This is a genomic window from Holdemania sp. 1001302B_160321_E10 (assembly GCF_015552275.1).
Classification (GTDB): domain Bacteria; phylum Bacillota_I; class Bacilli_A; order Erysipelotrichales; family Erysipelotrichaceae; genus Holdemania.
In genome coordinates this window covers 1-26,916 of record NZ_JADNEM010000035.1, presented here as the reverse complement: position 1 = coordinate 26,916, position 26,916 = coordinate 1, and the positions used below count along the sequence as shown (strand labels likewise).

The window sequence follows — 26,916 nt, the reverse complement described above, 5'->3', positions numbered from 1 at the left end:
TGGAGAAAGTGTTGCAGCTGTCAAGCCTCAATGGGCGAAGGCCCAGTGCAACAAAAGGCCCTTATAGGGCCAGAGGATACCACCCGTTTTACGGGTGGTTTTGATATAAAAACAGCAGTGATGCATCACTTTCCATGAAGACAAAAAGCTCTTCCCGTTTACGCAATTCCTGCCGTGCGGCTGTCGATTTATGGTAAAATAAAGAAAATAAAGGGGACGGGAAGCGCGATGAAGTTCAGCATCCGGCATAAAATCATTTTCTTTTTTTCGCTGGCCAGCCTGCTGGTCTTTTCCGCGCTGGGGGCGTATATCGGCTTTGCGGTGCGTCCCCGGACGATGACCCAGACCCGCTTCGCAATCAGCCAGATGGTCGAATCAAAGGCTAACGAGGTCAGCATGTGGGTGAAGCGCATGGCGGTGGAATACCGCACGATCGCCGCGATTCCGGCATTCAGCTCAATGGACGTGCGCGAGATTACGCCGTTGATCGACCGCTTCACCGAGCTTTACAAGAAGAATGGGGAAACGATGGAAACCTTCTCTTATATCGGAAAAAACGGCTTCTGCTGGATCAACTCCAGCGCTGTGGAAAACCTGATGGATCACACCGACTACCAACAAGCCTATCAGAATGACCGTGAATTTATTCTGTCGCTGCCGGTGACCAATCCTGAACACCGGCAGGTGATGCTGTTTTACTATCCGATTTTAGGCAGCACGGGGATCAAGGAAGCGCTGATCTGCGCCGCGATCCCGACAGTGCGCTTAAAGGAAATCGTCAATCCGGTTCAGATCTACGAAGGCCGCAGCTGGGTCATGACGCGCAACAAAGATCTGATCACGACCGACGAGGAATATTTCGTTGAAAATGTTCTTTCCCGCAGCGCGTTGGATCAGCTGGATATGCGCTCGATTACCAGCTCCGACCAGTTCCGTGTCCGCGACGCCCGGGGAAAGCAGGCGACGTTGTTTGTTTCGCCGGTTACGGAATATGACGACTGGGTATTCTGCACGCTGGTGCAGGACTCCGTGATCGGCCGCTCAACCCATCAGATTTTAATCGGCGTGCTGATTCTGTTCTGCGTGCTGTTGTTGATCAACATCGTGATGGGCGCTTCGTTAGTGCAGTGGGTGCTCAAGCCGATCCGCTCGCTGCAGGGACGGATGAAAAAGGTCGAGGAAGGTACGCTGGACGCCTACTACACGCTGCCGGGCACGCATGATGAAATCGACTCGCTGGGTCAATCCTACAACGCGATGCTTGACGAGATCATTTCGCTGATCGATCGGATTTATCAGGAACAGGCGGAAAAACGCCAGGCTGAGCTGAAGGTGCTGCAGGCGCAGATCAAACCGCATTTCCTCTACAACACGCTGGATAATCTCAAGTGGATGGCGAAGGCTCAGGGCGCCGACGAGGTGGCCAAAGCGATCACCTCGCTGTCGACCTACTTCCGGATCTTTTTAAGTAATGGTCAGGAAAAAATCACGCTGGCGCAGGAATTTAAACATACCGAGGCCTATTTGACGATGCAGAAAATCCGCTATGGTCAGAAGCTGAATTCCACGCTGGAGCTGGCGGAGGACGCACGCGATTTGCCAATGCTGAAAATCCTGATTCAGCCGTTAGTGGAAAACGCAATTAATCACGGGCTGAAACCGAAGGAGAACGGCGGAACAATACAGGTCAGCGCCCGCTTGATCGGGGATCAGCTGGAAATTCAGGTGCGGGACGACGGCGTAGGGATGGATGAAGCCACGCTGACGGCGCTGCGCGAAGCGCTGCAAAAGGAACAGATGGAAGGCCATTACGGATTGCAGAACGTCTTGCGCCGCTGCCGGATTGAATACGGCGAAAAAGCTCGTCTGAGCATTGACAGCACCCCTGGCGTCGGCACGTGCGTGACGCTGACGCTGCCGGTGAAAGGAAAGGAGGAATCGGTATGATCCGCGCTTTGGTCGGGGACGATGAAGAAAATATCCGCAAGGGCTTAATCCGTCAGATCGAATCGCTGGATCTGGGAATTCAGGTGGTCGCGGCTGCGGAAAACGGCCGGCAGGTCATGGAATACTATGAGAAGATGACGCCCGATCTGCTCGTTCTGGATATCAACATGCCGCTGATGAGCGGGCTGGAGTGTATCGAACAAATCCGCGCGCAGGATCCCGACTGCGTGATTCTGATTCTTTCCGGCTACGATCATTTCAGCTATGCCCAGAAAGCGATCCAGCATCACGTCGATTTCTATTTGTTGAAGCCGGTGGAGGATGAGGAGCTGGAAGACGCGCTGCGTCAGTCCGTGGCGCGCTTTCAGCAGCGGATGGAACAACGCAAGCTGATCCGCCAGGCAAAGGAGGCCGAGCCGGAGCCGGCGTCCCTGATCCGTTATTTATATGAACACTTTACCGATCCGGATCTTAACGCCGAGAAGCTGCAGGAACAATTTTCGATCAGCCATTCGACGCTGTTCAAGCTTGTGAAAACCGCGACGGGCAAGACGCTGGTGGAATTGATCACCGACCTGCGGATGGAGCTGGCGCAGAAGCTGTTAGCCCAAAAGGAACTGCCGGTCAAGGAAATTGCCGGACGGTGCGGGTACAGCGATCAGTTTTATTTCTCCCGGATTTTTAAGAAGCAAACCGGTCTTTCGCCCAAAGAATACCGCGGCGAAGTGACGAAGGGGGATTCTGAATGAAGCGGGCATTGACCGCGCTGGCCTTGTGTCTGGCGCTTTCCGGTTGCACTGCCTCCTCAGCCGCAAAGGGGAAGATGGATGAACAGGGCCGCATCAGCGGGACATTTACCGGTACGGGTCAGGGGAAGCAGGGCGAGATCAAGGTCGATGTGATGATCGACCGCAACCAGATCCAGCACATCGAGATTCTCTCGCATAATGAAATCCCGGGCTTCGATACGGCGATGGTGCAGATGAGCGATGAAATTCTGTCGAAGAATTCCCTGCAGGTCGAAGTCGTCAGCGGCGCGACGTACACGTCAAAAGGTTTTCTGGAAGCCGTGCAGGATGCGCTCGATCAGGCCGGGATCCGCGAGGATCAGCTGGGCTGGAGCGACGAGGAAAACGAGGAACAGGAAATTGCATGCGACGTGCTGATCGTCGGCGGTGGGGGCGCGGGTTTCGCAGCGGCAATCGAAGCGCTGACGCAAAGCCATGATGAAGTTTGCATTGTGGAAAAAATGTCCTTTGGCGGCGGCAATACGCGGATGTCGGGCGGGGAATTTGCCGCGCCGGGCAACTGGGTGCAGCTTCAGGAGGGCATCGACAACGACAGTCCTGAATTGTTTTATGAGGATTTAATGAAGGGTGGAAAAAATCTCGGCAATCCGGAGCTGGTGCGGATTCTGGCAGACAATGCTTTAAGCAACGCCGAGTGGCTGCGCGATACCGTCGGCGTGCAGTACCGCGATCATCAGTCGTGGTATGGCGGGCATACCGTAGCGCGCACGCTGTGGCCCATCGGCGATGGTCCGCAGTATGTGGAAACGTTGATCCGCAAAGCGGAATCGTCAGGCGTAAAGGTGGAGTACAACACGCGCGTAGAGCGTTTCCTGCAGGATGAAACAGGCCGGGTGATCGGCGTGGAGGCTACCCGCGGCGGCCGGCCGCTGCGCTTTTACGCGCGCAAAGGCGTCATTTTGACGACCGGCGGCTTCGGCGCGAATGTGGAAATGCGGATGCAGTATGACACGCATTGGAACAAGCTCGACGCGAGCATCCCGACGACCAACTCCCCGGCAATCACTGGGGACGGGCTGCGGATGGCGGAAGCGATCGGCGCGAATCTGGTGGGGATGGAATACATTCAGCTCTATCCGGTCAACAATCCGGCTACCGGCAACTATTATTTTCTTGATTACGCCCGCCTGACCGCCAACGCGCTGTTAGTCAATAAGGAAGGGCAGCGGTTTGTCGACGAAAAGGAAACGCGCGATAATTTATCCGAAGCTGCGCTGAACCAGACCGGTGCGATGATCTACGAACTGATCGAACAGTCGGTTGTCGACGAGATGCAGCTGGATGAAACGATTGAAGCGGAGGTGCAGCGCTGTTATGACCAGGGCGTGTTGGCGATGGGGACGCTGGAAGAATGCGCGGCGTTCTTCGACATTCCGGTTAAGACGCTGCAAGCGACGGTGGATCGCTACAATCAATACGCCGCAGCCGGTCAGGATCCGGATTTCGGCCGGACCGATCAGCTGCAGCCGTTAGGGGAAGGTCCGTATATGATGTTCTCCGCCGTCGTGTCCGTCCATCACACGATGGGCGGTGTGCAGATTGACACCGAAGCCCGCGTCCTTGATACCGAAGGCCACCCGATTCCGGGTCTGTATGCGGCTGGGGAAGTGACGGGCGGGATCCACGGCGCAAACCGTTTGGGCTCCTGTTCAATTCCCGATACCGTGACATTCGGCCGGATCGCAGCCCGCAGCGCGCTGGCGATGAAATAGATCGTTAGCATTGAAAATCAACCCGGCTTTCCGCTACAATAAAGACATTGATTTGAATGAAGGATACAGGAGGAAATCCATGATATTTTTATGCTACCCGAAATGCAGTACATGCATGAAAGCGAAGAAACATCTGAATCAGCTGGGGCTGTCGTTTGAAGAACGGGATATTTCCCGGGAAAATCCGACCGCGGAAGAACTGGAACGGTGGATCGCGCTCAGCCACCTGCCGGTAAAGAAATTCTTCAATACGTCCGGCCGGCTGTATCAGTCGCTGCAGCTGAAGGAAAAACTGCCGCAAATGAGCGAACATGAGATGATTGCGCTGTTGGCCAGCGACGGGATGCTTGTGAAACGTCCGCTGTTAATTAAGGAAGACAAGGTGTTAGTCGGCTATCAGGCCGAGGCCTACGCCGCGTTAATATGAAGATTCTGTTATCGCCAGCCAAAACCTTCCGCAGGCAGCCGCTGCCGGATGTGCCTGCCGGGCAGACTCCGCAGTACATGGAAACGACAGAGCTGCTTCATGAGGAACTGAAAAAACTGACCGTCGATCAATGGCAAAAGCAGTTTAAGCTTTCGGAAAAAGCAGCGCTGGAAAACAGAGCGCGGATGAATCAGCCGCAGCCGGCGGCCGCCGCGCTGGCCGCTTTTCATGGGGAAGCATTCCGCAATTTCCAGGCAGAAACCTTGAGCGCGGAGGACTGGCGCTATTGCGAGGAACACCTGCGGATTTTATCCGCGTATTACGGCTTGTTAAGACCGCTGGATTTCATTCGGCCGTACCGGCTGGATCCGGTCGATAAAGCCGGCACGCTGACACCGTTAACCTTGTGGAAGCCGCTTTTAAGGCAGGCATTAGACGGCGAGGAGGTGCTGATTCTGGCGTCGCAGGAGTACGCCCGGATGGTCGATGTTTCCGATGCGGTGACGGTACAGTTTGTGAAGAACGGCCGGAAGGCGCCGTCGATGGAAGCGAAGAAGCTGCGCGGCAGGATGGCGCGTCAGATCGTCGATCAGCGGATCACGCGGCGCGCGGACGTGCGTTCGCTGGACGTGGCGGGCTATCGTTACCAGAGGGAGCTTTCCACAGCGGAGGTCTGGGTGTTTGCAGAGGGGGAACAGGAATGAAAAACAAAGGGGTTCAGTTTATTTTATTGTCCGCATTTTTCTTCGCGGTCATGAATTTGTTCGTCAAATTATCCGGCGATCTGCCGTCGATTCAGAAAAGCTTTTTCCGCAATCTGGTGGCGGCCGGGGTTGCGGCGGCGATCTTGATCCGCAGTCATCAGGGGTTTGGATTCCAGAAAAAGAATCTGCCGCTGCTGATCCTGCGCTCGACGCTCGGTACGATCGGCATTCTGTGCAATTTTTATGCGGTCGATCATCTGGTGATGTCCGACGCGTCGATGTTAAGCAAGCTTTCGCCGTTTTTTGTGATCATCTTTTCGGCGCTGTTCCTGAAGGAAAAAGCCGATAACGTGCAGAAGCTGAGCGTTGTGGCGGCGTTTGTCGGCAGTCTGTTTATCATTAAACCGGGCTTGCGGATCGAACAGATCGTGCCGTCGTTAGTCGGTTTTGCGGGAGCGATGGCCGCCGGCAGTGCGTATACCTGTGTGCGCGGTTTAAGTCAGCGCGGCGAGCGCGGACCGCTGATCGTCTTCTTCTTTTCCGCTTTTTCCTGTCTGGTGACGCTGCCGTATCTGGTGTTCAGCTTCGCGCCGATGACGCTGTTTCAGCTGATCTCGCTGTTGTTAGCGGGGGTGGCCGCGGCCTGCGCCCAGTTCAGCGTGACGGCGGCATACAGCTATGCCCCGGCCAAGGAAATTTCAGTGTTCGATTATTCCCAGGTCGTCTTCTCGGCAATCCTGGGCTGGATTGTTTTTGGTCAGATCCCGGACGCGCTGTCGTTTGTCGGCTACGCACTGATCATCGCCGTTGCGGTGCTGTTGTACCGGCATAATCAGAAGGTCGGCGGATGATTAAAGAAGGTGCGCTTTATCCCGTGTATATCAGTTCTTTTCCACAATGGCTGCGTCCGTGGATGGAAATCCCCGCAATGAAGCGGCTGAAAGACATTGGCATGAACTGCGGGCTGGAATATACCCGGTACCCGATCTATCGCCATCTGACGAAACCCTATTTCCGTTATGAACACAGCGTTGGAACCGCGTTGATCGTCTGGCATTTCACGCAGGATCGGGCTCAGACAATCGCGGCGCTGCTTCATGATATCAGCACGCCGGTGTTCGCGCATGTGATCGACTTCCTCAACGAGGATCATCTGACGCAGGAATCGACGGAAGGGCCGACGCGCCGGGTGATTGAACAGTCGCCGGAATTGCAGCGGCTGTTAACTCGCGCCGGACTGAGTACGGAACAGGTGTGCGATTATCATCACTATCCGATTGCGGATAACGATTCGCCGCAGCTGTCGGCAGACCGGCTGGAATATACGCTGGGCAACGCGCTGGCGTTTCAAGCCTATCCTTTGGATCGGCTGCGGGCGATCTATGCGGATCTGATCGCCGCTCATGATGAACACGGTCAGCCGGAGCTGGTGTTTCGCTCCTTCAGGCGGGCACGGGAATTCGCTCGGCTGGCTTTGATCAATTCCTGGATTTATGTCGCGGATGAGGATCGCTATGCCATGCAGCGGCTGGCGGATTTAATCCGGTCTGCACTGCATCGCCGCGTGTTGTCGCTGGAGGACTTGATGACGAGTGAACCGCAGGTCATTGCCAGGCTGAAACAAGAGGATCAAAGCTGTAAGGCATGGGACGCCTATTGCCAGCTGCATCAGCTGCGCCGGGCGGTCGTACCGGGGCAAAAGGAAGGTTGGCTGCAGGTCAAAGCGAAGCGGCGCTGGATCGATCCGCTGGTGCTGAATCAGGGGCGGTTAAGCAAGCTTGATCCGTTTTATAAGGCGGAGATCGAAGCGTTTCTGCATCAGGATCAAACGATCTGGCTGAAAGAAATTTCCAACGAAAAATAACGGCAGAAAAAAATCTGCCTTTTTTGTTGACAGAACAGTTATCCTGTGGTAACATTTAATCATAAGTTAGATAATACTAACTTAAATGCAGCTAAAATCTCCTCTTTCCTGCATGTGTATCAAGTTCGCTGCGGTCCCGGATTTTCACTTTCAAAGGAAAGGTGAAAATTCCGCAGCCTCCTCTTATTGATCATCCTCACCCCCTGTATTGCCTAACAATTTCCCCCAGGAAAATCAATCAGGATGATCAAAATCTTAGCTCTCTTTCGCTGGCGGCAGAGAGCTTCTTTTACTTTTGCTTCCCCCTTGCCTGCGGGCAACTTACAACACTGAAGTTGCCTTACGCTAATAAAGTTAGTTAATCTTAACTAAATGCGTTGACATGGCTGGGGACCATGCTAAAATTGTACTGGAACAGTTAGAAAGAAGGAATGGCATGACCTTATTTGATTGTCAGGTCGGCGAAAAAGCGGAGGTTCTCGGCGTCAGCGGGGAACGGGCGATCCGCAAACGTTTGATCGATATGGGAATTACCACAGGCACTGTCCTGTTTATCAGAAAAGTAGCGCCGCTGGGCGATCCGATTGAGATTCGCTGCCGCGGTTATGAATTATCGCTGCGCAAAGACGAGGCGAAAACGATAGAAGTCAGGAGGGTCGGTTAATGAATTTTAAAGTCGCCCTCGCAGGCAATCCGAATTCCGGAAAAACGACGCTGTTTAACCGGCTGACCGGTTCCAGGCAGCATGTCGGCAACTGGCCGGGCGTTACGATTGAGAAAAAAGAAGGTTCCTTTCAGATTGAGGAGCATGAAATCACGCTGGTCGATCTGCCGGGAATTTATTCGATGTCCGTTTACAGCATGGAGGAAATCGTCGCGCGTGATTTCATCATGGACGAACATCCGGATTTGATTTTAAACATCGTTGACGGCACCAACATCGAGCGCAACCTGTACCTGAGCTTACAGCTGAAGGAGCTGGGCATCCCGATGGTCATCGCGGTGAACATGCTTGACGAGCTGAAGGGCAAAGGCATAACGATAGATTTGAAAAAACTGGCAGCGCTGTTAGATACGCCGGTTGTCGCAATCAGCGCGAAAAACGGCAGCGGCATGGAAGAACTGATTCATGAGCTGGTTCACAACACACACAGCTCGGTATTGGACTACGATCCGGCGACAGAAGCGATCCTGAAACAGATCAGCGTGATCCGCGAAGCCTGCCGGCACGATCATGTCCACGACAAGTTCTATGCGATGAAAATGCTGGAAAACGACGAGGTGATCGTCCGCGATCTGCGGATGTCCAAAGCGCAGCTGAACGAACTGGAGTCGCTGCAGAAGCAATTCTGCGCTCAGCGGGGACAACGGGAAATCGACATGGCGGTCGCAGACATGCGCTACGCATTGATCGAAGCGATGATGAAGCAATGCGTAAAAAAGAGCGACAGCGAGACGTCGGTTTCCGACCGCATCGACATGATCGTCACCAACAAGTATTTGGGGATTCCGGTTTTCTTTCTGATCTTATTTTTAATGTTCATCGTGACCTTCGGCCCGATCGGCGAAGGGCTGAAGGGCTGGGTTGAAACGTTGATCAACGACGTGCTCGCAGCAAATCTGTTAGTGGCGCTGACTTCGATGGCCGTGGCGCCGTGGGCGCTGGATCTGGTCAACACGGTGATCGGCGGGGTGGGCAGCGTGCTGTCGTTCATGCCGCAGATCATGCTTCTGTTCTTATTTCTGTCAGTGCTGGAAGACAGCGGTTATATGTCCCGGGCGGCGTTTCTGATGGATGGGATGCTGCGCAAGATCGGTCTGAATGGCAAGGCGTTCATTCCGATGCTGATGGGGTTTGGCTGTACAGTGCCGGCCGTCATGGCTTCGCGGGTGCTGGAACATGAACAGGACCGCAAGATGACGATCCTGTTGATTCCGTTTATGTCCTGCGGCGCGAAGCTGCCGGTCTATGCCCTGTTTGCCGGGATTTTCTTTCCGGAACATTCCGGCGTGGCGATCTTCAGCATGTATGTGCTGGGCATTCTGGTTGCGATTGGCTGCGGCTTCCTGCTTCGCCATACGGTGTTTAAAGAGAATGAATCCACATTTATTTTAGAGCTGCCGCCGTATCGGATTCCGTCGTTTCAGGTCACGATGATCCACATGTGGCAGAAGGCCAAGGGGTTCCTGATCAAAGCCGGAACGATCATCTTCTCGATGACGGTGCTGCTGTGGGTGCTGACCAATTTCAGCTTCACACTGCAGATGGTGGCGGATCCGACTTCGAGTATTCTGGGGACGATCGGCCGGTTGATCGCGCCGCTGCTGATCCCGCTGGGCTTTGGCCACTGGCAGTCGGCGATCGCGCTGATTTCCGGGCTGATCGCGAAGGAGAGCGTCGTCTCGTCGATGGCGGTCATGTACAACGTCGGCAATGTTTCGCAGCTTTCAGGCGTTTTGACCCGCGTCTTCACGCCGGCCTCGGCGATCGCGTTCATGACGTTTGTGCTGCTTTACGCGCCATGCGTCGCGGCCATTTCAGCGATTCACTCGGAGGCGGGCAGCTGGAAATATACGCTCAAGTCGATGGGCTTTCAAATCAGCGTGGCCTATTGCGTTTCCTTTGTCGTGTACCATGTCGTTTCCTTATTTATATAAGTCGATAATTTCTGCTGCCAAGACAATCTCAAAAAAGGGCTGAGGAATCCGATTCGGATTCCTTTTTGCGAGGGGGAATAGCCTGATGAAAACGTTCTGTTTCCATCATAAGAAAAATAAGCACGACGCAGAATGCACTGCGGGCTGCTTACAGCTGATATTGTGGGGGGTTCAGGATCTGAGACCGCCGGACGCAGTTTAACCTGTCCGTCTGGCCGACGCTGTACCCGCGCGAGCAAAGGCTGGGGCTGCCGGTTCAGTTTGGGATTCAAGCTTGGAATTTGCGAAGAAAGAAAGCGGTTTAGTTGTTCTGATTCAAAGGATTTGTTATAATAAAAAGCAGAAAGCGAGGGCAGGATCATTATGGAACGAATTAATGAATCATCAGAGAATTATCTGGAAAGCATATTGATTCTGGAACAGCGCAACCCGAGCGTCAGAATGAGCGACATCGCCGCCATGCTTCACGTCAGCAAGCCCAGCGTCAATAAGGCGATGGGCGTCCTGAAGGATGCCGGCTACATTCATCAGGAAATTTACGGTACGATCCACCTGACCGAATCCGGCCGCCAATATGCCGAAAAAGTTTACAGCCGGCACATTTTGTTTAAACGATTTCTGACGGAAGTGCTGGAAGTCGACGAACCGACAGCGGAGGAAGATGCCTGTCATATGGAACATTGTGTCAGCGATGAAACCATGGACAAACTGCGGATCTTCCTGACTGAGGCGCTGGAACGCAACGCACAGAAAAACAAGTAATTCACGAAAGCGGCGAAGGCCGCTTTTCTGATGGTGCCGCGCAAGATCGGTCGCCGCAAAAAGGCCGCCGCAAAACATTCGGGAGGTCAAATTCAGCCGGGATTGCGCGAACATTGCCGATGACAGAGCAGGCATGTGTCCGATCCTTTTCTGCGGTCCTTTTGTTTTGGATCGTTGAAGGTAAAAACAAAAAACGTCGTTTCTGATAATAGAACGACGTTTTTCGATGAAACATCCGCAATCACTGAGATTGCGATGCGTCTGTTTCGCTGATTCTTATAGAACAGCGGTGCAGGGAAGCTTATTTCACTTCCTGGATTGAAGAAGCGACATGCTGAGCCGCGATTCTTCCAAACGTGATCGCGTTGGAAATGGTATAACCGTTGGAATTGGTCACGGTGGTCACTTCACCCGCGGCATACAAGCCGTCAATGACGCTGCCGTCAATCCGCGTAACCTGAGCGCTGCTGTTTTTCGTGATCCCGCCATGACAAACGCTGGAGAAGAACGTCGTCTTTAACGCATAGTACGGGCCCGTTGAGATCGGGAACCAGAACTGCGCGGTGCGGCCATAATCTTCATCTTCCATCTTTGCCGCAAAGGAGTTCCAGCGATCAACGGTGGCTTTTAACGTTTCCGCGTCGATTCCGGTTTTCTGCGCCAGCTCATCCAGCGTATCCGCAACGACGACGCCTTCATGATCCTTAGCCGCGTCTGCGATCTGCATCATTTCCAGCGATGCTTCGTCGGCAAGACTCCAGAAATAATCGACGCCGGTTCTTCCATACAGATCAACGACGTCATCTTTGATTTCCTGATTCCAGGTCTGCGCCGTTCTTTTCTCATCCATAAAGCGGCGGCCATCCTGACCGACAAAGATCGTAAACATATATGGGAACTGGCTCGTACGGTTTTCAACCTCGCGCAGATAGACCTGAATCTGATCAAGATTCTGAACGCCTGCGCCCACCGCAGCAGCCATCACCAGACCATCGCCGGTCTGATAAGCTAAATTCGACGTCTGAAAATAGCGGTTCTGCTCGGCCACGGCAGCCATCAAATCCCCGTTGGCGCTGTATCCGCCGGTAGCCATGAGCGTCGCCCTGGCTTTAATCCGGATTGTTTCGCCGTTTTCGTTCACACATTCCGCGCCGATGACACGGCCTTCCTCCATGATTAAGGCTTTGGCTTCCGTATTCAGCCGCACGTCGATGGAACGATCCGCAACAGCTTTTTCAAACGGTTCGCGCAAGCCGGAACCTTCGCCTTCGACCAGATGGATGGTCGGGAACGTACCGTAACCGTCTTTAACGATGACCTCCGGCTGAAACGGAACGCCCAGCGTATTGATCATCCAGTCGATCGTTTTGCCGGCGCTTTCAATCGTTAGCCGGGTTAATTCTTCATCCAGAATGTAGTGCTTTTCCCGCTGCTGCTCCGCAATCACATCCTCAACATTCACGTGCAGATCCAGCGCTTTGGTGACTTCCGTTTCCACGCCGCCGAAGATTCCGCCGGAGTAAACGGCCGCGCCGCCCAGCATTCCGGTTTTTTCAACGATCATGATGTTTTCAACGCCCTGATCCGCAGCTTCAACCGCGCTGGCAATGCCTGCCGCGCCGCCGCCGATGATCAGGTAGTCGACTTCCGCATCAAATTTTACAGTTGGGGTCTGCGCTTCTGGCGCTGCGCTGCATCCTGCGAACAGGAGCGCTGCCAGAAGGGGCAGGAAGAACTTCTTCATTCGCATTTCTTTTTCCTCTTTTAACTCATGTTATGATGAGTCTTTCTTTCTGATTTTTAGAATACAACATCCGTCACCGGGACAGTCAAGCCGGATTTTTACTGTCTTTTTTTCGCTTATTTCCGCAACTTGTCCTCATTTCTGAACATTTAATTATTATTTTCACATTATTCCTTGAAAAAACTGTCCTGTACGGGTATGCTTTGACTGAGGTGATTTTTCATGCGCGTTCATGAAGCCTGCAAGAAAACGGGATTAAGCCGCAAGGCAGTGCATTTTTACATTCAGGAAGGACTGGTCTGTCCGGCCAAAAATGAAAATGGTTATTATGATTTAAGTGAAGTTGATCTGAAAACGCTCAAGATTATTCAGCGGCTGCGCCGGCTGGGACTGCCGATCGAAGTGATCCATGAAGCGTTCCGGTATCCCATTTCGTTAAATTTTTTCCTGCATCGCCATGTTTATCAACAAAAGCAGAAAATCAATGAAATGGCGGCCCAGCTGGAAGTGATCCGTTATCTTCTGGAGAGCATTCCCTGCAACGCGACGCCGGAGCTTCTTTTGAAACTGCCGCGTCAGCACTTTGACGAGCTGCCCAAAAATCGCCTGGCGGATTCGCTGGGGGTGGTTTCCGACGCGCGGATGATCGCAATTTTATTATTAGCGCCGTTTCTGGATATCGAGGTTGATCCCTACCGGCAATTTTTGTGGGATCGGATTTCTTCTGAACTGAAGGTGCAGTTTAAAGAAAATCTGACCGTCCTGCAGCAGTTGATTTATCATCTGAGCGCGCAGCAGATTCAGCGGTCGACAGAAGCACAGTACGCGTTGTTTCTGCGGCTGTCGCAGGGGGATTCGCTGGAACCCTTTGAAGCAGAGCTGTTAAACCAGTGTCAGCTTTTAAGTGAAGACGAACATCTGCAGGCGGTCTGGCTGCTGCTGTATGAGCTGATTCTGCGTCCGACTCTGGAATTTTATCAAAGCGCGCTGCTGGGATTGATGATGGAGTTCAGCGATCGTTTCACGCTGTGCATGCAGCGGTTGGAAACGATTCTGGAAAATGTCCGGAAAAATCCGAAGTCGCTGCCGTTAATCGAACGCCTGACGACAACGCTGCATGGAAAATTTCAAATAGGGCAAGGTCTGGACTCCGATTTGTTTCTGGTCTATACCTTCAGCTGCAGCCTGTTTTCTTCCTGCCCGGTCGAACAGCTGCGGGAGTGGCTGAAGCCTTCGCTATATTAAGCAGTTTGCTTTGCGATGGGAAAAGTATGCGAAAGAGTAACCTCGTCTTGGCCGAAGACCGCGGCGCAGCGATTTTTGATAAGCAAAAAGAACGATTGGAATAATAACTTTCAATCGCTTAGACCGGCAAGGAAAACAACGAACGCAGAACAACGCAAACAAAGAAATGTTTGAGGCTCTGGGGGGGGGTTAAAGACTGGGAAATAATTGGGAATCTTCTGGAATTCGTGTCTATCAAAGTATAAAAGAGGGGATTCAGGGTATACAAAAAGAGCTGGAAAACGAAGAAAACCGCAAAATGCAACGCCTGAAACAGTGGATTGCGCGGGAAACCGGAAAAGAAATGCGAAATTTCTAAAAAGGTTGTTCTTTTCTCGTTGACAATTCATTGAATATCCGCTAGAATTAACCTCGCTTAGCTACGAATAAGGGTTTCCTGCGTGGAAACTTATATTTATGCCAAGGAATGGCACGCTTGGAAGTGTGTGCTTGAAAAGATCGAAAGGAGAAAAACCATGCCAACGATTAATCAGTTAGTCCGCAAGGGCCGTGAGAACAAGGTTTGGAAATCGAAGTCCCCGGCTTTAAACAGAGGTTACAACAGCCTGCAGCGTCAGGCCACCACCATCGCATCTCCACAGAAGAGAGGCGTCTGCACCCGTGTCGGTACCATGACACCGAAAAAGCCGAACTCGGCGCTGCGTAAATACGCGCGTGTTCGTCTGAGCAACGGAATGGAAGTTACAGCTTATATCCCAGGAATCGGTCACAACCTGCAGGAGCACAGTGTTGTTCTGATCCGCGGCGGCCGTGTTAAGGACCTCCCAGGTGTCCGTTACCACATCATCCGCGGAACTCTGGACTGCGCCGGCGTTGCCAACCGGAATCAGAGCCGTTCTCTGTACGGGGCAAAGAAGCCGAAAGCTAAGAAATAAGGAGGGAATAACACATGCCAAGAAAAGGTTATATTGCGAAGAGAGATGTATTGGTCGATCCAATTTACAATTCGAAACTGGTCACTCGCTTAATCAACAAGCTGATGCTGGATGGCAAGAAGAACGTCGCTCAGGATATCCTGTACAACGCTTTCGATATCGTCGAAGCGAAGACCGGACGTCAGCCGATGGAAGTCTTTGAACAGGCTCTGTCCAACATCATGCCGCTGCTGGAACTGAAGGTTCGCCGTGTCGGCGGCGCCAACTACCAGGTCCCAATCGAAGTTTCTTCTGAAAGAAGACTGACGCTGGGTCTGCGCTGGCTGGTTAATTACAGCCGTCTGCGCCATGAAAAAACCATGGAACAGCGTCTGGCTGCGGAAATCATGGATGCGGCCAACGGCACCGGGGCTTCCGTCAAGAAGAAGGAAGATACCCACAAGATGGCCGAAGCCAACAAGGCTTTCGCTCATTACCGCTGGTAAGCGGCTGCAGAATCTGCAGAGTTACGAAAGGAGAAATTTATGGCTCGTGAATTTTCGCTAGAAAATACCCGTAATATCGGAATCATGGCTCACATTGATGCTGGCAAGACCACCACAACGGAACGTATCCTTTATTACACCGGAAAAACTCATAAACTGGGAGAAACCCATGACGGCGCCTCTCAGATGGACTGGATGGCGCAGGAACAGGAACGTGGCATCACGATCACTTCTGCGGCCACAACCGCTTCCTGGAAAGGCCACCGCATCAATATCATTGATACTCCGGGTCACGTCGACTTCACGGTTGAAGTTGAACGTTCCCTGCGTGTCTTAGACGGCGCGGTTACCGTTCTGGATGCCAAAGCCGGCGTTGAGCCGCAGACGGAAACTGTCTGGCGTCAGGCGTCGACCTATAAAGTTCCGCGGATCGTTTTCTGTAATAAAATGGATGCGACCGGCGCAGACTTCATGATGTCGGTGCGCAGCATCGGCGATCGCTTAGGCGCGAAAGCGGCGGCGATCCAGCTGCCGATCGGCGCGGAAAACACATTCCGCGGCATCATCGACCTGCTGGAAATGAATGCGATCTTCTACGCTGACGATCTGGGAACCAAGATGGAAGTCAAGGAAATCCCGGCGGATATGCTGGAACAGGCGCAGCAGCTGCGGGCGGAGCTGATCGAAAAAGCAGCCGATTACGATGATGAACTGATGATGAAGGTATTGGAAGGCGAAGAGCCAACGATTCCTGAAATCAAAGCGGCGATCCGTAAGGGCGTCTGCTCGTCGGAATTCTTCCCGGTTCTGTGCGGTTCCGCTTATAAGAACAAAGGCGTACAGCTGATGCTGGATGCTGTTATCGACTACCTGCCGTCCCCGCTGGATATCCCGTCCATCCAGGGTCACCTGGAAGACGGCACGCAGGAAGCCCGTCATGCCAACGACAGCGAACCGTTTGCGGCGCTGGCGTTCAAGGTCATGACCGACCCGTTTGTCGGCCGTCTGACTTACTTCCGCGTTTACTCCGGAACGGCAACGGCAGGCTCTTACGTCCTGAATGCGACGAAGGATACGCGCGAACGTTTCGGCCGTATCGTTCAGATGCACGCGAATCACCGTGCGGAAATCACGGAAGTCTTCGCCGGTGATATTGCGGCGGCGGTCGGCTTAAAGGCCACGACGACCGGCGATACGCTGTGCGATGAAAAAGCCCCGATCATCCTTGAATCGATGGTCTTCCCGGAACCGGTTATCCAGATGTCCGTTGAGCCGAAGACCAAAGCGGACTCCGATAAGATGGGCCTGGCGTTAGCGAAGCTGGCGGAAGAAGACCCGACGTTCAAGACGTACACGGATGAAGAAACAGGCCAGACGATCATCGCCGGTATGGGCGAATTGCATCTGGACATCATCGTCGATCGGATGCGCCGTGAATTTAAGGTTGAATGCAACGTCGGCGCGCCGCAGGTTGCTTATCGTGAAACGATTCGCCAGGCGGCCGAGTGCGAAGGCAAGTTTGTCCGTCAGTCCGGCGGTCGCGGTCAGTATGGCCACGTCTGGATCAAATTTGAACCCAACGAAGAAGGCAAGGGCTTCGAATTTATCGACGCTGTTGTCGGCGGCACCGTTCCGCGCGAATACATCAAGCCGACTCAGGAAGGCCTGGAGGCAGCGCTGAACAACGGTTTAGTCGCAGGCTATCCGGTTGTCGATATCAAGGCTACGCTGTTCGACGGTTCCTACCATGAAGTCGACTCGTCTGAAATGGCGTTTAAGATTGCGGCTTCGATGGCCTTGAAAGAAGCGGCTAAGAAATGTAAGCCGGTGCTGCTGGAACCGATCATGTCGGTTGAAGTCACAGCGCCAAACGAATACCTCGGCAGCGTGATGGGCGACATCACCAAGCGCCGCGGTCAGATCCGCGATCAGGAAGAACGTGCCAACGCAATCGTTGTCCGCGCTTTCGTACCGCTGTCTGAAATGTTCGGTTATTCCACGGATCTGCGTTCGTTTACCCAGGGCCGCGGCAACTATGTAATGCAGATGGACCACTATTCAGAAGTTCCGAAGAGCATTGCTGAAAAAATCGCCAAGAAAAACGCTTCCGCTGAGTAATCTGACCTTGATTTCTTCGGACGTTTATCTTAAAATAGACTTGGCTAATTGAATGGAAAATTAGGAGGAATTTGCAAAATGGCAAAAGCAAAATTTGACAGATCTAAAGAGCATGTCAATATCGGTACCATCGGTCACGTTGACCATGGTAAAACTACACTGACAGCCGCTATTACAAACCACCTGGCAAAGAACGGTATGGCGGAAGCGAAAGCTTACGACCAGATCGACGGTGCACCGGAAGAGAAGCAGCGCGGTATTACAATCAACACAGCTCACGTTGAATACCAGACGGCTACTCGCCACTACGCTCACGTTGACTGCCCGGGCCACGCTGACTACATCAAGAACATGATCACTGGTGCAGCTCAGATGGACGGCGCGATCCTGGTTGTTGCGGCAACTGACGGACCGATGCCTCAGACACGTGAACACATCCTGCTGGCTCGCCAGGTAGGCGTTCCTGCAATCGTTGTATTCCTGAACAAGTGCGACATGGTCGACGATGAAGAACTGATCGACCTGGTTGAAATGGAAGTTCGCGAACTGCTGAGCGAATATGGCTTTGACGGCGAAAACGCTCCGGTTATCCGCGGTTCCGCATTAAAGGCTCTGGAAGGCGATCCGGCTTGGGAAGGCAAGATCGACGAACTGATGGATGCTGTTGACAGCTACATCCCGACTCCGGCACGTGACGCTGACAAGCCGTTCCTGATGGCTGTCGAAGACGTCTTCACCATCACAGGCCGTGGTACTGTTGCGACAGGCCGTGTTGAACGTGGTATCTTGAAGCTGGGCGAAGAAGTTGAAATCGTCGGTATCCATGATTCCAAGAAGACCGTTGTTACCGGTATCGAAATGTTCCGTAAACTGCTGGACTTCGCTGAAGCAGGCGATAACATCGGTGCGCTGCTGCGTGGCGTTAACCGTGATGAAGTACAGCGTGGACAGGTCCTGGCGAAGCCGGGAAGCGTTCATCCGCACACGGAATTCAAGGCTCAGGTTTACGTTCTGACGAAGGAAGAAGGCGGACGTCATACACCGTTCGTTTCCAACTACCGTCCTCAGTTCTACTTCCGTACAACGGACGTTACAGGCGTTATCAAACTGCCGGAAGGCGTTGAAATGTGCATGCCGGGCGACAACGTTGAAATGACGGTTGAACTGATCGCTCCGATCGCTGTTGAACAGGGAACAAAGTTCTCTATCCGTGAAGGCGGCCGTACCGTCGGTTCCGGAAACGTTATCGAAATCATTAAATAAGTTTCGGTCATCGTTAAAAAATTCTGAAAAGAGATCCTCTGCGGATCTCTTTTTTGCGTTTGGACAGGGGGAATGCTATAATAAAAAACAGGAGAAAATCGCATGAAACCATTCCGACATGATTACATTACCTCTCAAGTTCTGCGCTTTCATCAGACGGCGCTGCGTTATTCCGACTCCGCTTTGAGTGTTGTCGCCCTTCTGGAGGGTCAGGCCCAGGTGAAGCGGTTCAGCCGGCTGAGTGAAATGAACGCCGGGGATGTTTTTTTTGTCAATGCCGGGGAAGTGTGGGCCATGACATCGCGCGAAGGCTGCACGGCATTGTGTGTGGAGATTGAAACGGCGCTGCTGCCGCAGGTCAGCTATCCCTATGCCGAGCGTCTTCAGCTGGTGGATTCGTTAGTCGATCCCGATCAAACCCGCGAGGTATCGCTGGTTTACCGCGATTGTATTTTTCTGAAGGATATCCTGGAAACCTACGCGTTGTTCAATCAGGAAGAAAAAGTGGCTCAGCGGCCGCTGATGGAAGAAAAGCTGGGCCTGACGCTGGTTATGGAATATAATGTGCAGAACGAAGTTAACCGGCAGTTCCGGGCGGTCAGTGAAGATAAATTCGTACGGTATTACCGGATCATTGATTATATTGTAACGCATCTGCAAGCGAAGCTGACGCTGCAGCAGGCTGCGGATGCGGAGAAAATGCAGAAGAGCTATTTTGCCCAGCTGTGGAAACAGAATGAACATATGACGTTTCTGGAGTGCGTCAGCCGCTGCCGGCTGCGGGAGGCGGAGCGGCAGCTGTTGTTTACACCGGAAAGCAACGCCGGTATCTGCAAGGCGTGCGGCTTTTCCGATTCCAAGTATTTTTACCGCAATTTCCAGCAGGAGTTTCAGATGACGCCAAGTCAGTGGAAAAGTCAGTGGACGCAGGGGCGCTGTCCGGATGAAGTGGTTCTGCCTGTGGAAGAAGGACTGCGTTATGTCGCGGCGCAGCAATGTCAGCTGGACTATGTGAAGACGGATACCCGTCTGTATCAGCAGTATCTGTGGCTGCGCGAGTGTCCGGCAATGAAATCGTCAACATTGGAGCTGAATCTCGATCTGTATCATCCTGATAATGTGCTGATGCTCGCTCAGCAGCGGGTTTTGACGTGGTATGGCTTCGATCTGCTGATGAACATCGTGCGCCAGCGCCAGCTGCCGGTCACGCTGCAGCTGCGGATGGACTGTCTGCTTGACCTGCAGGATCGGCAGGAATTTGAGGAATTGATCGCTCAGGTCTATGCCCGTCTGGGAACCCGGGTTACGAAAAACTGGAAATTTGAACTGATCTGCCGCTCGGCTCAGGAACTGGATCATGCGGAAAAACTCTGCAGCTGGCTGCAAAAGAAACTGCCTGCCTGCAAGGCGGTCTGTGTTCTTGCGTGAATGGTCAATATATCAAAAAATAAAATGATAAAAATATAAATATACGCTATACAAATCTCAGGCGACTTGTTATAATAATCTCACAAAGGAGAAACGGGGTATGAAGATAGGAATTGCCGAGATCATTGTGATCTGTGTGATCGCGCTGGTGGTCTTAGGACCGGAGAAGCTTCCGATCTATGCTAAAAAGCTGGGGGCGTCGCTGAAAGAAGTCAAGAAAGTGACGGGCGATCTGTCCAAGGACATCCGCGAGAATATCGTCGAACCGCTCGATGAAGCGAGCGCGCCGTTAAAGGAAGCGATCGAACCGATCGTGTCGCTGAAGGAAGACGTCAACAAGTCGATCGACGATGTGACGAAGTCATTCAAGACGATTGGCAAGCCGGCGAAGAAGGAAGAGGCCAAGCCGGAGGTCATCGAAGAGGAAGTGATGGAAACCGCCGCTGCAAAAGCAAAGACAGAAGCGGAAACACAGCCGGAAGTTTCGGCTGAAGAAAAGCCGACGTTAGCGGAGGCATATACGGGCCGCAAAGCACCGCGCCGTCAGCGCCCAGCAGCGAAAACCGCAGGCCGCCGCTCGCATAACGCGTAATTGATCAATAAAATCAGGAGGGAAAAATTATGCTTGGAAAATTGGGAACTACGGAATTATTAGTCATCTTAGTCATCGTCATCATCGTCTTCGGACCAAAGCAGCTGCCGAAGTTAAGCAAGATGTTTGGCAAGACGATCAAGAACTTCAAGGAAGGCATGTCCGATAATAAGGATTCCGACAAGTCTGACGACGAAGAATAAGCAGTATGGCGAAGCATAAACAGAAACAGGAACAAGAGAATGATGAAGCGGTCATGTCGCTGACCGGTCATCTGAAAGAACTGCGCAACCGGATCCTGGTTGTGATCGCAGTTCTGTTCGCTGGCTTACTGATCTGTTTCAACTACGCGGGGCCGATTGTCAACCTGTTGACCCAACAGGGGACCGAGCTGGGCTATCAGTTCGTTTACCTTTCGCCGCAGGCGCTGTTCATGCAGTATATCAAGGTCGCGCTGATCGGCGCCATCTGCCTCGGTTCACCGGTGATTCTGTATGAAATCTGGGCGTTTATCCGTCCGGGGCTGGAACGGAAGGAAAACTTCGTGTTCTTCTTCGCGATGGTAGCCGGTTTGTTTTTCTTCATTCTCGGCGCGGGGTTCGCGTATAAGATCGCGCTGCCGTTTATGTTGTATTTCTTCATTCATGTCAACGCGTCGGCGTCGATCATCGCGTCGATTTCGATTGAAAGTTATCTCAGCTTCATCATGACGATCTTTATCACCTTCGGCACGGTGTTTGAAATGCCGGTTGCGACGGTAATTCTGACTCAGCTGGGGCTGATGCGGCCGGAATGGATGGTCAAAGGCCGCTCGGTGGTAATCGTTGTGATCTTCATTGTCGCCGCGATCATTACGCCGCCGGACGTTGTCTCGCAGATCATGATCGCCCTGCCGATGCTGCTGCTGTATCAGCTGAGCATCTGGCTGTGCCGGGTTTTCCGCAAACGCAAAATTGCCGGCAATGAGGACGAAGAGGAAGACGAAGAAGAGGAAAAAGCAAAGGCTAAGGATGAGCCGAAACAGTCATAAGCATGGATTCTCAAACCAGGTCAGGAGCGATCCTGATCTTTTTTTGTTCTCTATTGAACAGTTGTCTGCTTTCTTTCTGGGATTTTTCACAGTCTTCGTGTAAAATGAAATTGGAATGGGGGAGATTATTATGTTTGTACGCGCAGAATTAAAAAGCCGGGCCAAGGCGGTATTGAGCCGAAAGTATTTAAAACTGTTTGTGGCGTGTTTGTTTTTGTACTGGCTGGGGAATGGCGTTGGAAATTTCAAGATCTTTTCGATCAACTTCAACTTCAGCGGGCCGACGACGCAATGGCTGGATGCCATGACGATCACGCTGTTTGGCAAGACGTTTGTTGGATTGAGTTCCTTAATGGGGCTGTTTGGTCCGCTGGTTTTGATGTATACGCTGTTGTCGGCGGCAGTTGCGGTGCTGATCCGGCTGATCGTACTGAATCCGCTGAGCTTCGGTTTGATGAATTATATGAAAAAAGCGTCCACGGATGAGGAAAACGCCAACGATGTGTTTCGCTGCTTCAATCAATGGGAAGAATTGAAACGGGTAGCGCTGACCGGATTCTGGCGGGATCTGATCGTATCTTTGTATTCACTGTTGTTCGTCATTCCGGGGATTGTGAAATCATACAGCTATCGGTTTGTGCCGTATTTGACTGAGGATGAACCGGATCTTGATCCGCAGCAGATTCTGGCGCTTTCCCAGGAAATGACGCAGGGAATCAAACTGGATTTGTTTGTGCTGGATCTTTCCTTCTTTTTATGGTATTTATTAGGGGCGGTGACATTCAATATCGGCACTTATTTCATTCGTCCATACGTCAATCAGACGGATGCAGAGTGCTATTTGGAAGTCAGAAATCAATATTATGGAGGAACGCATGAGGACTGGGATTAAAGGAATTTTGTTTGATTTGGATAATACGCTGATCGACCGGCAGGCGGCGGCGGACGCCAAGATCAGGAAGTTGGTCGACGCACTGTTTCCGCAGCTGCGGGAAGAGCCGGTGGAGCGGGAAAACGTCGTTCAGAAGCTGCTGACCTGGGACGAATATGGCTCGATCGAGAAAATCCACATGTACTCGATGCTGGCAAAGGAATACGGCTTAAGCCAGGAACAGGTCGACGCATTGTGCAAGGACTGGTATGAAACCTTCGGCGATTATACGGTAGTTTTTCCGCAGGCTCGTTCCGTGGTGGAACAGCTGAAGAAAAAATATAAGGTTGGGATTGTGACCAACGGGAATTCACGGATGCAGCGGCGTAAGCTGGAATTGTGCGGCCTGGCGGATCTGTTTGAAGTGATCGTCATTTCCGGAGAATTCAAAGCGCACAAACCGGATGTGGAAATCTTTTTGGAAGGCGCGCGCCAGCTGGAGCTGCCGCCGGAAGAAATCGCGTTTGTCGGCGATACGTTCTTCACCGACATTATCGGGGCTTACCGGGCAGGCATGCAGCCGATCTGGATTTTTGCGAATCCGGGACAGCAGTGTCAGGCGGATTTGCCGCGGATTTACCGGATTGAGGAATTGCTCGATCTGTTGTAGGAGATGAATAAAACAGGCGGGGGAAAGCGGATTCGGAATACAGGAATCAAGGCTGGAACCTGGCCTTTTTCTTTTTTGGGAAAGCTAAAGAGCAAAACCACAGCTCAGGCCATGAAGTAAAAAGCATTTGTCAAGCTGAATGCTCAGAAAAAAGGAAAATCCTTCAAAAAAAGATTGACATAATTGTTAGTCTAAGATAACATATAACCTGTAAGTTAGCTAAAGCTAATTAAACTGATCTTTTTACTTCAAGGAGGGGGGAGGTTGATGCCGTTAACATTCGCACAGGCTGGACAGATCAACGCTGTAAAACGAATCGGCGGGAAGGAAGAAGTTCGGCGTTTCTTAAATTCACTCGGTTTTACCGAAGGCAGCGAGGTCATGCTCGTTTCGCAGAACCAGGGCAACGTCATCGTCAAGGTGAAGGGGTGCCGTGTGGCCATCAGTAAGGAAATGGCCAATAAGATCATGATATAAAAGGAGGGATAGAATGAAAACGTTAAAGGATATCCGGGTCGGAGACACCGTTTCCGTCAAGAAGCTTCATGGCGAAGGCGCGGTTAAGCGCCGAATCATGGACATGGGCATTACGAAGGGTGTCGAAGTCTATGTGCGCAAGGTTGCGCCGCTGGGCGATCCGGTGGAGATCAACGTCCGCGGTTATGAATTATCGCTGCGCAAAGTCGACGCCCAGATGATCGAAGTGGATTAAAGGCCGGGGGGCCTGTCTTTTTGGGGTATATAGTTAGCTTAAGCTAATTTTTAGGAGGGATAGAACATGGCAGTTAAAATTGCGCTGGCCGGCAATCCGAACAGCGGAAAAACAACACTTTTCAACGCTCTGACGGGTTCCAATCAATTTGTGGGCAACTGGCCGGGCGTCACGGTCGAAAAGAAGGAAGGCAGGCTGAAGGATCGAAAGGAAGTCACGATCACCGATCTTCCGGGGATTTATTCCCTTTCCCCATATACGCTGGAAGAAGTCGTCGCCCGGAATTATCTGATTCACGAACGTCCGGAAGCGATTCTGAACATTGTCGACGGCACGAATCTGGAACGCAATCTGTACTTAACCACACAGCTGCTGGAGCTGGGCATTCCGGTCGTCGTTGCCATCAATATGATCGACGTCGTCAACAAGAACGGCGATCAGATCAACACGCAGCTGCTCGCCAGGGCACTGGGATGCGAAGTCGTCACGATTTCGGCGCTGAAACAAACAGGTATTCAGGAAGCCGCAGCGCTGGCCGTCAAATTGGCGAAGCAAGGGCAAGTCTTGCCGCCAGTGCATCGCTTTAGTCCGAAAGTGGAACAGGTGCTCGACGCGATCCTCTCCCAGCTGCCCGCAGAAGTCCCTTCGGCGATGCGGCGTTTCTACGCGATCAAGCTGTTTGAGCGCGACGATAAAATTGCGGCGATGATAAGCGGCGTCCCAGATGTCGAAGCGCTGATTCAAAAAGCGGAAGACGAGCTGGATGACGACGCGGAAAGCATCATCACTAACGAACGATATAATGATATCAGTTCGATCATTCGTACATGTTATACAAAGAAAAATCAATCCCGGATGTCGGTTTCTGATAAAATCGACACGATCGTGACCAACCGCTGGCTGGCGCTGCCGATTTTCATTCTCGTCATGGCGCTGGTCTACGCGATTTCGATGGGCGGCTGGTCAATCTCGATCGGCACGCTGGGCACAGACTGGGCCAACGACGTGTTGTTCGGTGAGTGGGTGCCGGGCACAGTCGACGCTTTCTTACAGATGATGGGCGTCGGCGGCTGGCTCGCCAGTCTGATTCAGGACGGAATTGTCGCGGGGGTCGGCGCGGTCTTGGGCTTCGTGCCGCAGATGCTCGTGTTGTTCTTCCTGCTTTGCATTCTTGAAGATATCGGCTACATGGCGCGAATCGCGTTCATTATGGACCGGATCTTCCGCCGGTTCGGTTTAAGCGGCAAGAGTTTTATCCCGATGTTGGTGGCGACCGGCTGCGGCGTGCCGGGAATTATGGCTTCGCGGACGATCGAACAGGATCGCGACCGGAAAATGACGATCATGACAACCGGTTTCATTCCCTGCGGTGCGAAAATGCCGATCATCGGTCTGTTTGCCGGGGCGCTGTTCAACAATTCCGCCGCAGTTGCGGCATCAGCGTATTTCATCGGTGTGGCCGCGGTGATTGTGAGCGGGATTATCCTGAAGAAGTTTAAGATGTTTGCGGGTGATCCGGCGCCGTTTGTCATGGAACTGCCGGCCTACCATATACCCTCGGCATCCAATGTGCTGCGGGGAACGTGGGAACGCGGCTGGTCGTTTATCAAGCGGGCCGGCACGATCATTCTGTTAAGCTCGATTGTCTTGTGGTTCTTACAGGGCTACGGCTTTGTGGACGGCGTCTTCCAGGCGGTTGAAGATAACAACAGCTCGCTGCTGGCGCTGATCGGCAATGCGGTATCCTGGATTTTCTATCCGCTGGGCTGGATCGGCGATATGGCGTGGAAAGCAACAGTGGCAACGGTAACCGGCCTGATCGCCAAGGAAGAAGTTGTCAATACCTTCGGTGTCCTTTACCATTACAGCGGGGAACTGAGCGAAGCGGGCAATGAGATTTGGACGCTGATCGCGGCGGATTTCACAGCCCTCTCGGCGTACAGCTTCATGATTTTCAACCTGTTGTGCGCGCCATGCTTCGCGGCGATGGGTGCGATCAAACGGGAGATGAACAATCCGAAATGGACGCTTGGGGCGATTGGCTACATGTGTGGTTTTGCTTACGCCGCCGCCATGATCGTCTACCAGATCGGCGGCCTGATCACAGGCGAAACGCCGTTTACCGTGTTTACTGGGATCGCGATTGTCCTGCTTGCGGCTTTAGTTTATCTGTTAATCCGGCCATATAAAGAAAGTCGGACACTGGAAGTCGATCTGAAGGAAACCACAAAAATTTAAAAGCCGGAATCGGCGGAAAGGAGAACGAATGCTCGCTGCTATTCAAAGTTATTTTGGCGAAGGCGTTGTATTGTTGATCGTGATCGACGCCTGCCTGTTGGCGATCCGCAGTCTGCGGCGGCAACATCGTCAAGAAGGCTCCGCCTGCGCAGGCGGCTGCGCGGGCTGCGGCATGACGGGAATCTGTCACAGTGAAGGGCCGCAGAACCCGCTGCTCAGCGCTTACCGGCACGATCATCCTTCGGGGCAATCACCGCAATACCCTGGCTCATTTTCCGGCGGCGATTCAGCGTCAGAGCACGGCTGCGAAATTGGAAAACGATAGCTCAGCGTCCAACCTTCCGGTCATTTCCATTCATGCCCTGTTAAAATCCTGATATAATAAAAAAAAGAAAGGCGGGGATGAACAATGGCGACGTTGCTTGTAATATTGATCATCGGAGGCTGGACGGCCTACTGCCTGATCCGGCTGCGCTCCAAAAAGAACCGGGGCTGTGCGGCCTGCGCCAGCTATCAAGCGGGCAGCTGCCGGATGAAATCGGCATTGTGCGATTACCGCAAGGATCACCCGCGTTGCGATCAATAAGAAAATCCCGTCTGTCGCCTGTGACAAACGGGATTCGTTTACGAAGTGGATACCACGTGCTATGCGCGTGGTGCCAGAGCTTAAAGTGTTAAAAAAACAAATACCCTCCGATATAA

The 26,916-nt window shown here is 52.6% G+C and carries 27 protein-coding genes; 26 read left to right on the top strand and 1 reads right to left on the bottom strand.

Translation table 11 applies throughout. The features are described from left to right. Positions 1 to 228 precede the first annotated feature (228 nt). From I2D94_RS15625 to I2D94_RS15580, 10 genes are all read left to right on the top strand, one after another. Positions 229 to 1,947 (top strand): sensor histidine kinase, encoded by a 1,719-nt coding sequence (locus I2D94_RS15625; RefSeq protein ID WP_229056914.1) that lies wholly within the window; start codon positions 229 to 231, stop codon positions 1,945 to 1,947. Beyond that, positions 1,944 to 2,696 carry a response regulator gene (locus tag I2D94_RS15620; protein ID WP_072685378.1) on the top strand — a complete coding sequence of 251 codons (753 nt, stop codon included), beginning with the start codon at positions 1,944 to 1,946 and terminating at the stop codon, positions 2,694 to 2,696. The genes I2D94_RS15625 and I2D94_RS15620 overlap by 4 nt, the downstream gene beginning before the upstream one ends. Beyond that, complete coding sequence (locus tag I2D94_RS15615) at positions 2,693 to 4,468, top strand: flavocytochrome c (RefSeq protein WP_072685379.1); 1,776 nt, start codon at positions 2,693 to 2,695, stop codon at positions 4,466 to 4,468. Before I2D94_RS15620 ends, I2D94_RS15615 begins: the two co-directional genes overlap by 4 nt. A gap of 79 nt (positions 4,469 to 4,547) precedes the next feature. Continuing rightward, positions 4,548 to 4,895 carry an arsenate reductase family protein gene (locus I2D94_RS15610; protein ID WP_072685380.1) on the top strand — a complete coding sequence of 116 codons (348 nt, stop codon included), beginning with the start codon at positions 4,548 to 4,550 and terminating at the stop codon, positions 4,893 to 4,895. Beyond that, complete coding sequence (locus tag I2D94_RS15605) at positions 4,892 to 5,599, top strand: YaaA family protein (RefSeq protein ID WP_072685381.1); 708 nt, start codon at positions 4,892 to 4,894, stop codon at positions 5,597 to 5,599. The genes I2D94_RS15610 and I2D94_RS15605 overlap by 4 nt, the downstream gene beginning before the upstream one ends. Beyond that, positions 5,596 to 6,450 carry a DMT family transporter gene (locus I2D94_RS15600; RefSeq protein ID WP_072685382.1) on the top strand — a complete coding sequence of 285 codons (855 nt, stop codon included), beginning with the start codon at positions 5,596 to 5,598 and terminating at the stop codon, positions 6,448 to 6,450. Before I2D94_RS15605 ends, I2D94_RS15600 begins: the two co-directional genes overlap by 4 nt. Next, positions 6,447 to 7,463 carry an HD domain-containing protein gene (locus I2D94_RS15595; protein ID WP_072685383.1) on the top strand — a complete coding sequence of 339 codons (1,017 nt, stop codon included), beginning with the start codon at positions 6,447 to 6,449 and terminating at the stop codon, positions 7,461 to 7,463. The genes I2D94_RS15600 and I2D94_RS15595 overlap by 4 nt, the downstream gene beginning before the upstream one ends. A 436-nt stretch (positions 7,464 to 7,899) precedes the next feature. Next, positions 7,900 to 8,127, top strand: a complete 228-nt coding sequence (locus tag I2D94_RS15590) for a ferrous iron transport protein A (protein ID WP_072685384.1) — start codon at positions 7,900 to 7,902, stop codon at positions 8,125 to 8,127. Continuing rightward, positions 8,127 to 10,121: a ferrous iron transport protein B gene (gene feoB, locus I2D94_RS15585; protein WP_072685385.1), complete on the top strand. Its 1,995-nt coding sequence runs from the start codon at positions 8,127 to 8,129 to the stop codon at positions 10,119 to 10,121. Before I2D94_RS15590 ends, feoB (I2D94_RS15585) begins: the two co-directional genes overlap by 1 nt. A gap of 363 nt (positions 10,122 to 10,484) precedes the next feature. Further along, a complete protein-coding gene (locus I2D94_RS15580; RefSeq protein WP_072685386.1) occupies positions 10,485 to 10,883 on the top strand; it encodes a metal-dependent transcriptional regulator in 399 nt (132 codons plus the stop codon). 301 nt (positions 10,884 to 11,184) lie between these two features. On the opposite strand, the gene I2D94_RS15575 is transcribed toward I2D94_RS15580, so the two are convergent. Continuing rightward, positions 11,185 to 12,633, bottom strand: a complete 1,449-nt coding sequence (locus tag I2D94_RS15575) for an FAD-dependent oxidoreductase (RefSeq protein WP_072685387.1) — start codon at positions 12,631 to 12,633, stop codon at positions 11,185 to 11,187. 216 nt (positions 12,634 to 12,849) lie between these two features. On the opposite strand from I2D94_RS15575, the gene I2D94_RS15570 reads away from it, so the two are divergent. The 16 genes from I2D94_RS15570 to I2D94_RS15495 all read left to right on the top strand — a co-directional run bounded on the left by I2D94_RS15570 (position 12,850) and on the right by I2D94_RS15495 (position 26,800). After that, positions 12,850 to 13,872 (top strand): MerR family transcriptional regulator, encoded by a 1,023-nt coding sequence (locus I2D94_RS15570; protein WP_195397579.1) that lies wholly within the window; start codon positions 12,850 to 12,852, stop codon positions 13,870 to 13,872. 515 nt (positions 13,873 to 14,387) lie between these two features. Continuing rightward, complete coding sequence (rpsL, locus tag I2D94_RS15565; protein ID WP_039864122.1) at positions 14,388 to 14,807, top strand: 30S ribosomal protein S12; 420 nt, start codon at positions 14,388 to 14,390, stop codon at positions 14,805 to 14,807. 14 nt (positions 14,808 to 14,821) lie between these two features. Beyond that, positions 14,822 to 15,292, top strand: coding sequence for a 30S ribosomal protein S7 (rpsG, locus tag I2D94_RS15560; RefSeq protein ID WP_006058545.1), 471 nt, complete (start codon positions 14,822 to 14,824; stop codon positions 15,290 to 15,292). A 39-nt stretch (positions 15,293 to 15,331) separates the two neighbouring features. Further along, the gene (fusA, locus tag I2D94_RS15555; RefSeq protein WP_072685389.1) at positions 15,332 to 17,410 is read left to right on the top strand and encodes an elongation factor G; all 2,079 of its coding nucleotides are present in this window, start codon (positions 15,332 to 15,334) and stop codon (positions 17,408 to 17,410) included. Between the two features lie 78 nt (positions 17,411 to 17,488). Continuing rightward, positions 17,489 to 18,673 carry an elongation factor Tu gene (gene tuf, locus I2D94_RS15550; protein WP_195397578.1) on the top strand — a complete coding sequence of 395 codons (1,185 nt, stop codon included), beginning with the start codon at positions 17,489 to 17,491 and terminating at the stop codon, positions 18,671 to 18,673. 102 nt (positions 18,674 to 18,775) lie between these two features. Beyond that, the gene (locus I2D94_RS15545; RefSeq protein ID WP_072685391.1) at positions 18,776 to 20,101 is read left to right on the top strand and encodes a helix-turn-helix transcriptional regulator; all 1,326 of its coding nucleotides are present in this window, start codon (positions 18,776 to 18,778) and stop codon (positions 20,099 to 20,101) included. A 100-nt stretch (positions 20,102 to 20,201) separates the two neighbouring features. Next, positions 20,202 to 20,693: a twin-arginine translocase TatA/TatE family subunit gene (locus I2D94_RS15540; protein WP_195397577.1), complete on the top strand. Its 492-nt coding sequence runs from the start codon at positions 20,202 to 20,204 to the stop codon at positions 20,691 to 20,693. Between the two features lie 29 nt (positions 20,694 to 20,722). Continuing rightward, positions 20,723 to 20,896 carry a twin-arginine translocase TatA/TatE family subunit gene (gene tatA, locus I2D94_RS15535; RefSeq protein ID WP_195397576.1) on the top strand — a complete coding sequence of 58 codons (174 nt, stop codon included), beginning with the start codon at positions 20,723 to 20,725 and terminating at the stop codon, positions 20,894 to 20,896. A gap of 5 nt (positions 20,897 to 20,901) precedes the next feature. Then, on the top strand, positions 20,902 to 21,723 hold the full coding sequence (gene tatC / locus I2D94_RS15530; protein WP_195397575.1) for a twin-arginine translocase subunit TatC: 822 nt from the start codon (positions 20,902 to 20,904) through the stop codon (positions 21,721 to 21,723). A gap of 130 nt (positions 21,724 to 21,853) precedes the next feature. Beyond that, positions 21,854 to 22,615, top strand: a complete 762-nt coding sequence (locus I2D94_RS15525) for a DUF975 family protein (RefSeq protein ID WP_072685395.1) — start codon at positions 21,854 to 21,856, stop codon at positions 22,613 to 22,615. Next, a complete protein-coding gene (locus I2D94_RS15520) occupies positions 22,599 to 23,264 on the top strand; it encodes an HAD family hydrolase (RefSeq protein ID WP_072685396.1) in 666 nt (221 codons plus the stop codon). The genes I2D94_RS15525 and I2D94_RS15520 overlap by 17 nt, the downstream gene beginning before the upstream one ends. Positions 23,265 to 23,531: 267 nt before the next feature. Continuing rightward, positions 23,532 to 23,741, top strand: a complete 210-nt coding sequence (locus tag I2D94_RS15515) for a FeoA family protein (protein ID WP_195397574.1) — start codon at positions 23,532 to 23,534, stop codon at positions 23,739 to 23,741. Positions 23,742 to 23,754: 13 nt separating this feature from the next. Continuing rightward, positions 23,755 to 23,976: a ferrous iron transport protein A gene (locus I2D94_RS15510; protein WP_195397573.1), complete on the top strand. Its 222-nt coding sequence runs from the start codon at positions 23,755 to 23,757 to the stop codon at positions 23,974 to 23,976. Positions 23,977 to 24,042: 66 nt separating this feature from the next. Further along, positions 24,043 to 26,214 (top strand): ferrous iron transport protein B, encoded by a 2,172-nt coding sequence (gene feoB, locus I2D94_RS15505; protein ID WP_195397572.1) that lies wholly within the window; start codon positions 24,043 to 24,045, stop codon positions 26,212 to 26,214. 28 nt (positions 26,215 to 26,242) lie between these two features. After that, positions 26,243 to 26,539 (top strand): FeoB-associated Cys-rich membrane protein, encoded by a 297-nt coding sequence (locus tag I2D94_RS15500; RefSeq protein ID WP_195397571.1) that lies wholly within the window; start codon positions 26,243 to 26,245, stop codon positions 26,537 to 26,539. An 84-nt stretch (positions 26,540 to 26,623) separates the two neighbouring features. Next, complete coding sequence (locus I2D94_RS15495) at positions 26,624 to 26,800, top strand: hypothetical protein (RefSeq protein ID WP_159432822.1); 177 nt, start codon at positions 26,624 to 26,626, stop codon at positions 26,798 to 26,800. Positions 26,801 to 26,916 lie beyond the last annotated feature (116 nt).